The organism is Photobacterium pectinilyticum (assembly GCF_024357955.1).
Lineage (GTDB): Bacteria > Pseudomonadota > Gammaproteobacteria > Enterobacterales > Vibrionaceae > Photobacterium > Photobacterium pectinilyticum.
The window spans coordinates 18,070-30,924 of record NZ_JANEYT010000010.1 but is presented as its reverse complement, the minus strand read 5'-3'; the positions used below and the strand labels follow the sequence as shown (position 1 = coordinate 30,924).

The window sequence follows — 12,855 nt, the reverse complement described above, 5'->3', positions numbered from 1 at the left end:
GGCGCTTTTTTTGACCTCAAAAAATTTTGATTTTTCTTATGATATTGTCACAACTGCGCAAATCAGTTAGTAGGTACTAACTTAAATTTATGAATCCCCATGTTATCCACAGCCAGTTAAAAATTACCGCCTTGCATTACCCCGCTCCCACCACTATCTTGTAACACCATAAGCTCAACACCCCAATATATAGTGTTTTAACAGGCAATCAGAAATCCAACAAAGATCACAATCTTTGCTAGCCTTATTGCTAAAAGATACAAAAAAACACTGCTATTGATGGAAATCCGGGAAAACGACCAAAAATGAATCAACAGCTCACTGTTACCAAGCGTGATGGACGCACAGAAAATATCGACCTCGACAAAATCCACCGAGTCATTACTTGGGCCGCCGAAGGCTTAGAGAATGTCTCGGTTTCGCAGGTCGAACTCAAATCTCATATTCAGTTTTATGAAGGGATCAAGACTGAAGACATTCACGAGACCATCATTAAAGCTGCAGCTGATCTGATCTCTGAAGAAACACCAGATTACCAATATCTGTCTGCTCGCCTAGCTATCTTCCACTTACGTAAGAAAGCCTATGGCCAATTCGAGCCACCAAAGCTGTTTGACCATGTAACGAACCTTGTCAGTAAAGGTAAGTACGACAAGCATTTGCTTGAAGACTACAGCCGCGAAGAATTTGATTTGATGGAAGACTACATCGATCACTGGCGTGATATGAACTTCTCTTACGCTGCCGTGAAGCAGCTGGAAGGTAAGTATCTGGTTCAGAACCGTGTTAGCGGTGAAATTTTCGAAAGCGCCCAGTTCCTATACATGATGATCGCCGCTTGCCTGTTCGGCAAATACCCGCGCGAAACCCGTATGGGCTATATCAAGCGCTTCTACGATGCTGTGTCTCAATTCAAGATTTCACTGCCGACACCAATTATGTCAGGTGTGCGTACACCAACTCGCCAGTTCAGCTCATGTGTACTGATTGAGTGTGATGACAGCCTAGATTCAATCAATGCCACAGCAAGTGCGATTGTCCGTTACGTATCCCAGCGTGCCGGTATCGGTATCAACGCTGGCCGTATCCGTGCGCTAGGTTCAGAAATCCGTGGCGGTGAAGCTTTCCACACAGGCTGTATCCCATTCTACAAATACTTCCAAACAGCCGTTAAGTGTTGTTCGCAAGGTGGTGTTCGTGGTGGTGCTGCCACCTTGTTCTACCCAATGTGGCATGGTGAAGTAGAGTCACTGCTGGTACTTAAGAACAACCGCGGCGTTGAAGAAAACCGTGTTCGCCACATGGACTACGGCGTACAACTCAACAAATTAATGTACACCCGCCTGATCAAAGGCGAAAACATCAGCTTGTTCTCACCGTCTGATGTACCAGGGCTGTACGACGCATTCTTTGCCGATCAAGTCGAATTCGAGCGCCTGTACGTGAAATACGAACAGGACAACAGCATCAAACGTAAGACAATTAAAGCCATCGAGCTATTCTCGCTACTGATGCAAGAACGTGCATCAACTGGCCGTATCTACATTCAAAACGTCGACCACTGTAATACCCACAGCCCGTTCGACCCAAGTGTAGCGCCAATCCGCCAGTCTAACCTGTGTCTGGAAATCGCACTGCCAACCAAACCACTGAACAACGTGGAAGACGAAAACGGTGAGATCGCCCTGTGTACGCTATCAGCGTTCAACCTTGGCGCCATTGATACACTGGACGATCTGGAAGAACTGGCTGACCTAACGGTACGTGCTCTCGATGCGCTTCTGGATTACCAAGACTACCCATTACCAGCGGCTTATCGTTCAACCATGAACCGCCGTACTCTGGGTGTGGGTGTGATTAACTTCGCTTACTACTTAGCGAAGCACGGCGTACGCTACTCTGACGGCAGCGCAAACAACCTGACACACGAAGCGTTCGAAGCGATTCAGTACTACTTGCTCAAAGCCTCTGTTGGTTTGGCAAAAGAGCAAGGTGCTTGCCCGCTATTCAACGAAACCACTTACGCACAGGGCATTCTACCTATCGATACTTACAAGAAAGACATCGATAAAGTGTGCACCACCGAGCTACGTTACGACTGGGAAGCGCTGCGTGAAGAAATCAAGACCCACGGTCTGCGCAACTCAACCTTGTCAGCCCTTATGCCATCAGAAACCTCATCGCAGATTTCAAACGCGACCAACGGTATTGAGCCACCTCGTGGTTTTGTCTCTGTTAAAGCGTCGAAAGACGGTATTTTGAAGCAGGTTGTACCGGAGTACAGCAAATACAAAGACAACTACGAGCTGCTTTGGAACATTGGCAACAACGACGGTTACCTACAACTCGTTGGTATTATGCAGAAATTCATCGATCAGGCGATTTCAGCAAACACCAATTACGACCCGAGCCGACAGCAAGGCGGGAAAGTGCCGATGAAACTGTTGCTAAAAGATCTGCTAACAGCGTATAAACTCGGTGTGAAAACCTTGTACTACCACAACACCCGTGACGGCGCATCTGATAGCCAGGGCGATGTAGGCGCAGACGACTGCACAAGCTGCAAGATTTAATGACTTTAAACGGTGGGAGCTTCGGCTCCTATCGATGTTGAGGATAAGATGGCATATAGCACTTTCTGTCAAACAAATAACGACCAACTTAAAGAGCCAATGTTCTTTGGCCAGCCTGTCAACGTTGCGCGTTATGACCAACAAAAATTTGAGATTTTCGAAAAGCTGATTGAAAAACAACTTTCTTTCTTCTGGCGACCAGAAGAAGTGGATGTCTCTGGCGACCGTATTGATTACAACAACCTGCCAGATCACGAACGCCACATTTTCATCAGCAATCTTAAGTACCAGACGCTACTTGATTCAATCCAAGGCCGTAGCCCTAACGTTGCCCTGCTTCCGATCGTATCGATCCCTGAGCTGGAAACTTGGATTGAGACGTGGTCGTTTTCCGAAACGATCCATTCCCGCTCGTACACCCACATTATCCGTAATATCACCAATGATCCTGCTATTGTGTTTGATGATATCGTCGGTAACGAACAGATCATCAAACGTGCTGGTGACATCTCCAAGTACTACGATGATCTGATCGCAGCGACCAACGATTACCACCGACTAGGTGAAGGCGCTCACACTATCAACGGCAGCACTATTACGGTGAACCTGCGTAACATCAAGAAAAAGCTCTATCTGTGCATGATGTCAGTGAACGCACTAGAAGCGATCCGTTTCTACGTTAGCTTCGCTTGTTCATTTGCCTTTGCTGAGCGTGAATTGATGGAAGGCAACGCCAAAATCATCAAGCTGATCGCCCGTGATGAAGCCTTGCACTTAACCGGAACCCAGCACATCCTGAACCTGCTGCGCACCGGACAGGACGATCCTGAAATGGCTGAAATTGCTGAAGAGTGCAAAGAAGAATGCTTTGCGATTTTCCGTGATGCCGCCGAGCAAGAGAAAGAGTGGGCAGAGTACTTGTTCAAGGACGGTTCAATGATCGGCCTGAACAAAGATATCCTGTGCCAATACGTCGAGTACATTACCAACCTACGCATGGCTGCTGTGGGTCTTGAGCATGCCTACCCGGGCGCGACTCAGAATCCAATCCCATGGATCAACTCTTGGTTGTCATCTGACAATGTTCAGGTTGCTCCTCAGGAGGCTGAGATTAGCTCCTACTTAGTCGGCCAAATCGATAACGATGTCAGTGCCGATGACCTGGGTGACTTCGAGCTATGAGTCGAGTCGCCATTTGCGTCAATGGTATCGAGGTTCACGGCAATAGCCGTGAGCCTCTGCTCGACCAACTAGAAAAAGCAGGCTTTCAACCCGAGTACCAATGCCGCAACGGTATGTGTGGCGCTTGTCGTTGCAAGCTAAAATCGGGTGCAGTCGACCAACAAGACGCCATGGCATTTATCGCCCCAAGCGAAATCTTGGCGTGTTGCTCAACCCCTAAAAGTAATGTTGATATCGAGTTTGAATACCAACTCCAGCTGCAAGATCAGCACGTTAGCATCTAATACCAATCTGGATAGATAGTTGATCAAGTATTTATGTAGGTTGGTATTACTCCATATCCATGTCGGAATACCTAATATTAATTCCCCACCTGGGCGATACGCTGAAGCGACTCCGAATGACCAAAAATCGGTTTGTCTTCCAACCAGCGGCGAAGCATATCTAGTCCTAACGTTGCCAGTACATAACGATAATCACGTGAGCTATAACGGCGTTTAGTCGCCACTTGCTGCGCCCATTCCCCTTCGGGTGTCACCAGCGCCACGACCACGTACCCGTCTTGTTCAGCCCCTATTGCCAGCCCAATATCCGCCCGGTTTTTATCCCGCGCGACCTGAGCCATCGACAACGAGGCCTCAATGGGTGCCTTTGCATCACCTTCGATAACACTGTCACTCCCCAGTATCCAAGATTGGGAAATAAACCCAGCTAAGCGTTCGTCATCATAGAGCCAACTGGTCAGGAAGCCACCGGTATACTGCTCAGCAATGGCGATTTTATGCCCTTTGCCTTCAACAAGTTCACCAACAGCCGCGAGCAAAGGCTGATTGTGACCGACCAGGTTGTCCCCAAGTTCACTGGCAATTGCTTCGACCAAAACAGGTGTTTGCTGATGGCCTTGCGGACAAAAGACTTTCACTTCTATAAAAGGGATCTCCGAACGATAGCCGAGCTCGAAGCCGTCCGGCAGACAAATGGATTGCAGTGACTGCCCTATCCCTGACTCCGATAGACCAAACGTATAAAGGCGGATACATTCTTGAGCACTGTCATTGGCATAGCTACTTTCCAAGCGCGGCAATATTTGCTCATGGGTCATTTTCTTGAATTCACTTGGCACACCCGGCGTGAAGAAAATCCAAGCCCGATTAATCTGCATCGCAAACCCACAGGCTGTCCCTACCGGGTTATCCAACACTTCTGCGCCTTCCGGCAGCATCGCTTGTTTAAGATTGGTTTCGGGCATCACACGGCCGAGCTGAGCATATTTTTCTTCCATTGCCACGACCCACTCATCAACCAACTCCAACCCTACGTCGGCAGCTACGGCTGCCGCCTGCGCAGTCAGATCATCGGTTGTCGGCCCTAGACCGCCGTTAACGATCACCACATCGGCAGTTAGGCTACAGTGCTCAATTTCTTTGGCTAACATATCGAGCTGATCGCCGACTGTCGTCCGCCGAGACAGGGGAAACCCCCGCTGAAAGAACAGTGCCGACATCCACGCTGCATTAGTGTCGGTAATGTCTCCGTGAAGGACTTCTTCACCCGTACTTATCATTGCTACTTTCAGCATATCTTTTCCCCATTATGCCGACCTGCGACACCCTTTTTCTATACCAAGTCTCTATCTGCACATTCAAGCATATCTCTATCTATTTCAGCACGTTATTTTTTACTTAATCAATCATCATCAACCAGACATCACTCTATGACATATCAATCCGCAACAAGTGTAAGATTAAGTTTACACCAAAAAACACAAAAGTTGACAGTCAAATGCAATACCTATATTGTTCACAACCAGAAGCAAGCGTTAGCAAACACGTAAAAGCCACCATTTATCACTATAAAAAATGGATCAAACCATGAATAATCACCAAGCAAGCATTTTCTATCGATAGCCACAGTGGCTACATAAAGTGTAAACAATTACTGACACTTCATTGCCATTGTGGCCCTCTTTAAAAAAGAAAGGGAGTAACCACAGGTGCAAACACCACCTCCCGAGCACCAACACATTGAATACTCGGAGCAATTGACCCCATGTCTATGAACAAGACTTTCGGCAGTATGCTGATCATCGCCGGTACAACCATTGGCGCTGGCATGCTCGCCCTTCCACTGGCCTCTGCCGGGCTCGGCTTTACCACGGCGACTTTAATTATGATTGCGAGCTGGTCATTGATGACCTACACCGCATTCTTGATGCTTGAAGTTCACCAGCATGCCGATCACCAAGCGACACTTAACTCATTGGCCCGTGATTTGCTGGGCAAAAAAGGTCAGTACTTAGCCAATTTTGCAGTGTGTTTTCTGATGTACTCACTGTGCGCAGCCTACATTGCAGGCGGGGGCGGCCAACTCAATGACAAGTTGACTAACTGGATCGGTTTGGACATCTCAGCACAAACCAGCACGGTAATGTTTACGATCTGCATTGCCAGTGTCGTCGCCATTGGTACCCACTCGGTAGACATGGTTAACCGGGTGCTGTTTACCCTAAAAACCATTGCCCTGATCGTCATGCTCGGCTTGCTGGCACCAAACGTTGAAGGAGGCTACCTGGTCAACATGCCGGTAGAAAAAGGTCTGATCATTTCAGCCTTGCCAGTCATCTTCACGTCATTTGGCTTCCACGGCAGTATCCCATCCATCGTTCGCTATATCGGGTTGGATATCAAAGCGCTGAAGAAAGTCATGATCATCGGCTCTTCCCTGCCACTCGTCATCTACATTTTCTGGCAATTGACAAGCCAGGGCGTACTCAGTCAGCACGATCTGATGGCAAGCAACAGCCTTGGCTCATTTATTGGCTCGCTGAGTGAATTGCTACATAACCCAATGGTTAGCCAGTCCGTTTCTATTTTTGCTGACTTGGCATTGGCAACCTCATTCTTGGGTGTCAGCCTCGGCCTGTTCGACTTTGTTGCCGATAGCTTCAAACAGCATGATAAGAAGTATGGTCGACTGCAGACAGCGGCAATAACATTCGTTCCACCGCTGGCCTTTGCTTTGTTCTACCCGCAGGGCTTTATCATGGCATTGGGTTTTGCTGCTATCGCTCTGGTTATCCTCGCTATTTTCCTGCCAGTCGCCATGGTAAGTGCACAGCGCAAGCAGTTTGAAAAAAACAGCGGTCAGCAAAACATTGGCTATCAAGTCGCAGGCGGCAAACCCGCGATGCTCGCCGCAACGGGTGCCGGTGTGCTGATCATCACCGCCCAATTTCTGCAAATGGCAGGGGTGATCCCTGCTGTAGGCTAACGAAAACCTGAGCGGCAAGCACGCGAGTCTTGCCGCTCGTCCTACAACCGAATGCATCACTAACACTACAAAAGTTTGAACAATGTTGTTAATACCAACAATCATTCATAAAAATTGCTAATCTTTACAAAAATTTTGCACAAAATTGCCTAGTAATGGTGAATGAATACTAGGAATTTTTTTTCATTTCAGTGATACTTCCCGCACTTTTTTATCCTATCCACCTTGATCTATTGCGGAGCGTATCTTGCGCACTTCACTTCTGTCACCACTTGTTCTGGGGATTGCCGTCAGCACCCCTGCATTCGCATGGAATGAGAATGCCAATGTTGGTTCATACCAACAGTCAACGTTTCTGAACAACTATGCTTCTCAGCCTAGCCAACAGCTTGCTTTCACCAGCGAAGATCAGTATACAGCCATGGATCAAGGCTTTTCGCTGCAACCGGTTAGCACCGAGCCAACCACCAATACGCTACCCAAGCACTTGTCCGTCGCACCGGAAAAAGACTGGGAGTACCTGATTGAGCAGTCATATACCATTTTGGGGCTAAGTGTGGCAACGGTTGGTCTCATGACATTGCTACCGGAAAGTGTTACCAACTGGGACCCAGAGGATACAAACCTAAAAGGTCTGGGACAAAAATGGTGGGACAATGTTAAAGAAGGCCCTGTTTGGGACAAGGACGATCACTACCTTAACTATATAATGCACCCATACTTCGGTGGTGTTTACTACACCGCAGCCCGACATTCAGGGTTTAACGAATGGGAGTCATTTCTGTACTCTGCGACGATGTCGACATTCTTCTGGGAATACGGTGTAGAAGCCTTCGCTGAGGTGCCGTCGATTCAAGATATTATCGTCACCCCACTGTTTGGTGCCGCTGTCGGGGAATGGATGTTCCAGACAGAAATGGAAATCACCGCCAACCGCGGTAAGGTCATGGGATCGCAAACAATGGGGGATGTCAGCCTGTTCCTGCTCAACCCTGTTGGGCATATCCACTACTGGATAACGGACTGGTGGCATGACGATGCCGATGTTAGCTTCACTTACACACCATGGTTCGGTAATGCCGACGCGGCTAGCTTTGCACTCGATGCAGGTGCCGCCTATGATCCCGTTTTCGTTGGCTTAGAAGTCAAACTAGCTCTGCAATAAAGCCAGTAATAGTAGCAATAAAAGCGCGATTCACCGATCGCGTTTTTTCATAATTTCAAGATATTATACGTTTTATTTCAGTTTTCATGAATAAAGCTCACGATTTTATCCTATATGCGTATTTAAAACGCCGTTTTTATTATAGCATCTGACAACTATCACAATAGATAACAAAGCCTTGGTGATGAACCAAAATTTTTCTCTCTTTGAGTTCCTGCAGACCCCTGTTTGGATTTTCGATATTCACCAAAAACGTATTCTTTGGGCCAACGCTGCCTCCCTTTCCCTATGGGAAGCGGAAACGACCAGTGAGCTTACCGCTCGTGATCTCAGCCTTGACATGTCAGAGGCTGTCGATGCCATTCTGGACGGCTATCTCAGCCGATTCCATCAAGGTGAAAAAATCAAAACTTGGTGGTACTTCTCCCCCAATGACATGATCAAAAAAGCATTATGTTACTTTTCGGGCATGCCAGGTCCTGACGGCTCGACCGTCATGCTCGTTGAAGTGATCGCTGAAGAAGCAAGCCTGCGCCGTGAGCTGGCTTTCTCTGGCAGCTCTAACCTCGCGTTGCTGTTTGAAGAAGACGGTCACCTGATCAGCGCCAACAACTCTTTTACCCACTCTTTTGGAGAAGATCTTAACGATCTTGCTAGCTTTCTCGGTGATGCCCAATTAGCTGAAAAATGGCTAGCCACCGCCAGATCTGAGGGGGTATTGAAATCCAAGCGGCTATGCTGGACCGGAAAAAGCCACAACTGGCTCAACATCGACGGTAAGTGGCTGTCTGATAAACATCAGCTGTTACTGAGCCTCATCAATATCAGCCAAGAAAAAGAGCAGCTTCACAAAGCCAAATACAATGCCGAGCATGACTTCCTCACCGGGTTGCTAAACCGCCGCGGCATCACCAATGCCATTATCGAAAACCAGCACAGCCAGCATCCTTATAGCTTGTTGTTCCTCGATATCGACGGCTTCAAGCTAGTCAATGACACCTATGGCCATGCAATTGGTGATAAGTTGCTGCGCGCTATCGCTATTCGTCTGCAAGAAGAAGTTAAGTTCAAAGGACTTTTAGCACGCTTTGGCGGCGATGAATTCATTGTCCAAGCCGAACACCGAAACATTGATAATTCGGCTCTGTTTGCCAAGCAACTTATCAAAGCCCTAAACCGCCCCTTCCACCTAAAGGAAGTGGGGGAACTGTCGATTGGTTGCAGTATCGGTACATCGGATTACCCAACCGATGCAAAAGATATCGAAACCTTAGTGACCCAAGCTGATATGGCGATGCACCGCGCCAAATTACGCGGCCGCAATCGCAGCCATCACTTTTCACCAGATATGGCCGATGCGCTATATCGAAAAATGACGCTGCGTCATCACCTGACGCTGGCCTTGGAAGCAGAAGCATTCGAGCTTTACTACCAACCGATTGTTGACATGAACTCGAAGTCTCTCAAAGGCTTTGAAGCGCTGATCCGCTGGCATGATGAAGAGCTGGGACAAGTTTCCCCGGGCGAGTTCATCCCACTGGCTGAAGAAACCGGTCAGATCGTACCGCTAGGTAAATGGATCCTAAAAACGGCCTGTAAGCAGCTTGCACTGTGGGAGAAAAAGTACGGCAAGTCGTTCATCATGAGTGTCAACCTATCGCGTGCCCAGCTGCAGTCAAGCTTGGCACCGACCATCGAGGGGCTTCTGAACCAATACCAGATCCCATCATCACAACTTGCGCTTGAGCTCACCGAGTCCACTATGCTGCAAGAGTACGATGAAGCAAAACAGTGTCTCGATGATCTTGCCTCGTTAGGCCTTGAACTTTACCTAGACGATTTTGGTACCGGTTACTCATCCTTATCACAGCTACAGGACCTGCCTATCAGTACCGTCAAGCTTGATCAAAGCTTTGTTCAGGGTGAACACAAAGGGAGCCAGGCTATTATCGAAGCAACTCAGGCTATCTGTGAGAAGCTGGCGCTTAAAGTCGTGGCTGAAGGCGTCGAAACCAAGGCGCAACTGCGCTATTTACAGCAATGCGGTTTCGACTTCTGCCAAGGGTATTATCTCGGCCGGCCGCTGCCCGCTCACGAGCATGAGGAACGTAATTTCTCCCTGCTCAACGAGATCCCGGAACTCAGCCCCGAAATCGTCTAATCACTCTCTCAGGGATAACTCGCGCAAGAAAACAAAAAAGGCCAGTCACGGCAAATGACTGGCCTTTATATTAAGCCTGAGATGTAACACCAACCTGGATAATACCAATCTGGATAAGTCGTTGATCAAATATTTATCTAGGTTGGTATAAATACACGCTTCTAGATTAACTTCGGTGCTGATTTCACTTTAATCCTTTAACTGCGCATGAATCATAATATTGCGAGGAGTGATCGGCTTATCGCAAAATGTCCCAACGGTGACATCATAGCCGGACTCTTCCATAAAACAGGCCCGGTCATAAACCAGCCACATCTCCAACGGTCGACGGAATAACTGACGCAACAATTCTAGCCGCTCCACCCAATCAAACCGCTGCTCACCGACATGCTGCCAATGGGAAAAATCGATATTGTCCGGTAATGCCAATCCCTTTTGCTTCGCCGCCCATCGGCTGAAAGCCGCAAAACCGTCGTTGAGCAAAGCCTTTTGAACATTAGGCACTGGCAAGTACACATTCTCTCCGGTCACACTGCGCTGCAGGCTGTCAAAACCCAGCCGGAAGCTCACCTCCACAAAACGCAGGTTGCGTACCCGATTACCTGCCGTTACCGTCTCCTGCAAAGGCAAACGGAGATCGTGCTTGCTGAGCCTTAACCCGCTGTGCTTCGCGAGGGTAGACATCGGCTGATACACCTTGTCCCTGATCAGGTGATAGCAGCACGGTGAAACACTCACCGCTTGTCCCTTACGTTCGGCAACCCGTTGCAACAGCGAGACATGAAGATCACCACATGCATGCAAAGCAACTGCATGCTGCTGCGATAGAATAAATTTACCGCTATCTGGTGAAAACGCATCACCATGGACAAATGTCATCGGTAAAGCCAACTTACGGGCGGCAGTTTCGCCACTTTCACACAACGCCTGCTGCCATTCCAAACTCGTTACCGGCGTCTTGTGGGTTGCCGCTAGCACTCGGCCAAGGAAACCTTTCCCGGCACACCACTCCAGCCATGGTAACGACAATGCCGGCAGCACACCGTTAAAAGCTTGCAGCTGCTGCCACTTACGACCGGGAATACCGGTATCTAAACCACGAGGCGTAATGCGCTTTACCTGCGGCAAAGCGTCTAAGGCTGACAATGCCTGCATCGCTCCGGCCTGCGGAATCCAATGACTCAATGCCGTGGCCAGCTGATCGGGGTTTTCCCGGAGGCTAGCCAATTGCGGTTCATCCAACCCAAGCAACCAATGTGTCAGTGCCGGGTGACGCTGCTCCCATTCCGCCTGTGAAGTGGAGAAGGGCATGAACTGCCACAATTCACGGGTATCCGTCAGTAAGCGATCGAGTTGGGAAAAGCGCGGGGCGTGCATGGTGTACTCTTGAGTTAATCAGAAAAAAATCATCGGTATTGTAAACGCAAATAAAGCAAATGGGCTAATACTTGATTTTGATTGATGTGACAAGAAACAAACAGGCTGCCAAGGGGCAGCCTGAGAAGGGTCATTTAACCGGTAGCGGTATTTTGTCAAACATCGCTTCGATTTCCGCATTGGTTTTGAGCGTTACCGCCTGATCAACCACCTCGCGCGTAAGATGGGGGGCAAAGCGTTTGATAAAGTCATACATGTAACTGCGCAAGAACGTTCCCTTCTTGAAACCGATCTTAGTCGTGCTCGCTTCAAAAATATGGCTGGCGTCAATCGCGACCAAATCACTGTCAGTGGCCGGATCCATCGCCATGCTGGCGATCACCCCAACGCCAATGCCCAAGCGCACATAAGTCTTGATCACATCAGCATCGGTTGCCGTAAACACGATTCTTGGGGTGAGACCTGAGCGATTAAAGGCACTATCAAGCTCGGAGCGGCCCGTAAAACCAAACACATAGGTGACTAATGGATAAGCCGCCAAGTCGTGGATAGTGATTTCTGATTTTTGCGCCAAAGGATGATCAGCTTTAACGACTATCGAACGATTCCAATGATAACAAGGTAGCATGATCATATCTTGATAGAGGTGCAATGCTTCAGTGGCAATGGCAAAGTCAGTCGTCCCCTTGGACACTGCATCAGCAAGCTGATTAGGTGTACCTTGGTGCATATGCAATGTCACTTTAGGATAGCGGGCAGTAAAGCCCTGGATCACTGGAGGGAGTGCATATCTTGCTTGGGTATGGGTCGTTGCAATATTCAGGGTGCCCATTTCAGGATGAGTATGCTCGCCCGCCACCGACTTGATACTTTCAGCTCGTGACAATATATCCCGTGCAATCTTAACGATAGACTCACCGGCTGGTGTTACCTGGGTCAAGTGCTTACCACTTCGCTCGAAAATCTGCACACCAAGCTCATCTTCAAGCAGCCTGACTTGCTTACTGATCCCGGGCTGAGACGTATACAAGCTCTCTGCCGTTGCAGAGACATTCAGGTTGTGATTGACGACCTCGACGATATACCTTAATTGCTGTAGTTTCATGGTTCCGCCTAGTGATAGTCCA

9 protein-coding genes are annotated in these 12,855 nt (G+C 48.5%); 6 read left to right on the top strand and 3 right to left on the bottom strand.

All coding sequences use genetic code 11. The features are described from left to right. Window positions 1-305 precede the first annotated feature (305 nt). Genes nrdA through yfaE form a run of 3 tightly spaced genes read left to right on the top strand, consistent with a single transcriptional unit; the run spans window position 306 to window position 4,039 of the window. A complete protein-coding gene (nrdA, locus tag NHN17_RS06455; protein ID WP_255041341.1) occupies window positions 306-2,573 on the top strand; it encodes a class 1a ribonucleoside-diphosphate reductase subunit alpha in 2,268 nt (755 codons plus the stop codon). Between the two features lie 48 nt (window positions 2,574-2,621). Beyond that, window positions 2,622-3,755, top strand: coding sequence for a class Ia ribonucleoside-diphosphate reductase subunit beta (gene nrdB / locus NHN17_RS06450; protein WP_255041340.1), 1,134 nt, complete (start codon window positions 2,622-2,624; stop codon window positions 3,753-3,755). Continuing rightward, window positions 3,752-4,039, top strand: coding sequence for a class I ribonucleotide reductase maintenance protein YfaE (gene yfaE / locus NHN17_RS06445; RefSeq protein WP_255041339.1), 288 nt, complete (start codon window positions 3,752-3,754; stop codon window positions 4,037-4,039). The genes nrdB and yfaE overlap by 4 nt, the downstream gene beginning before the upstream one ends. A gap of 77 nt (window positions 4,040-4,116) precedes the next feature. Here yfaE and NHN17_RS06440 read toward each other — a convergent pair whose 3' ends face one another. Then, entirely contained in the window at window positions 4,117-5,334 is a 1,218-nt protein-coding gene (locus NHN17_RS06440) for a CinA family nicotinamide mononucleotide deamidase-related protein (protein WP_255041337.1), read from the bottom strand. Window positions 5,335-5,804: 470 nt separating this feature from the next. Here NHN17_RS06440 and NHN17_RS06435 point away from each other — a divergent pair, with 470 nt between their 5' ends. The 3 genes from NHN17_RS06435 to NHN17_RS06425 all read left to right on the top strand — a co-directional run bounded on the left by NHN17_RS06435 (window position 5,805) and on the right by NHN17_RS06425 (window position 10,351). Further along, complete coding sequence (locus NHN17_RS06435) at window positions 5,805-7,025, top strand: aromatic amino acid transport family protein (RefSeq protein ID WP_255041335.1); 1,221 nt, start codon at window positions 5,805-5,807, stop codon at window positions 7,023-7,025. 247 nt (window positions 7,026-7,272) lie between these two features. After that, window positions 7,273-8,190: a DUF3943 domain-containing protein gene (locus tag NHN17_RS06430; protein WP_255041334.1), complete on the top strand. Its 918-nt coding sequence runs from the start codon at window positions 7,273-7,275 to the stop codon at window positions 8,188-8,190. A gap of 184 nt (window positions 8,191-8,374) precedes the next feature. Then, on the top strand, window positions 8,375-10,351 hold the full coding sequence (locus NHN17_RS06425; protein WP_255041333.1) for a putative bifunctional diguanylate cyclase/phosphodiesterase: 1,977 nt from the start codon (window positions 8,375-8,377) through the stop codon (window positions 10,349-10,351). Between the two features lie 189 nt (window positions 10,352-10,540). Here NHN17_RS06425 and NHN17_RS06420 read toward each other — a convergent pair whose 3' ends face one another. After that, window positions 10,541-11,728 carry a methyltransferase gene (locus NHN17_RS06420; protein ID WP_255041331.1) on the bottom strand — a complete coding sequence of 396 codons (1,188 nt, stop codon included), beginning with the start codon at window positions 11,726-11,728 and terminating at the stop codon, window positions 10,541-10,543. Between the two features lie 130 nt (window positions 11,729-11,858). After that, on the bottom strand, window positions 11,859-12,833 hold the full coding sequence (gene cysB, locus NHN17_RS06415) for an HTH-type transcriptional regulator CysB (RefSeq protein ID WP_255041330.1): 975 nt from the start codon (window positions 12,831-12,833) through the stop codon (window positions 11,859-11,861). Window positions 12,834-12,855: the final 22 nt, after the last annotated feature.

What these genes read in the sequence shown, in the direction of transcription:
- nrdA (WP_255041341.1), top strand. Translation starts at nt 306, where the DNA reads ATGAATCAACAGCTCACTGTTACCAAGCGTGATGGACGCACAGAAAAT.
- NHN17_RS06435 (WP_255041335.1), top strand. Translation starts at nt 5,805, where the DNA reads ATGTCTATGAACAAGACTTTCGGCAGTATGCTGATCATCGCCGGTACA.
- NHN17_RS06420 (WP_255041331.1), bottom strand. Translation starts at nt 11,728, where the DNA reads ATGCACGCCCCGCGCTTTTCCCAACTCGATCGCTTACTGACGGATACC.
- NHN17_RS06425 (WP_255041333.1), top strand. Translation starts at nt 8,375, where the DNA reads ATGAACCAAAATTTTTCTCTCTTTGAGTTCCTGCAGACCCCTGTTTGG.
- nrdB (WP_255041340.1), top strand. Translation starts at nt 2,622, where the DNA reads ATGGCATATAGCACTTTCTGTCAAACAAATAACGACCAACTTAAAGAG.
- yfaE (WP_255041339.1), top strand. Translation starts at nt 3,752, where the DNA reads ATGAGTCGAGTCGCCATTTGCGTCAATGGTATCGAGGTTCACGGCAAT.
- cysB (WP_255041330.1), bottom strand. Translation starts at nt 12,833, where the DNA reads ATGAAACTACAGCAATTAAGGTATATCGTCGAGGTCGTCAATCACAAC.
- NHN17_RS06440 (WP_255041337.1), bottom strand. Translation starts at nt 5,334, where the DNA reads ATGCTGAAAGTAGCAATGATAAGTACGGGTGAAGAAGTCCTTCACGGA.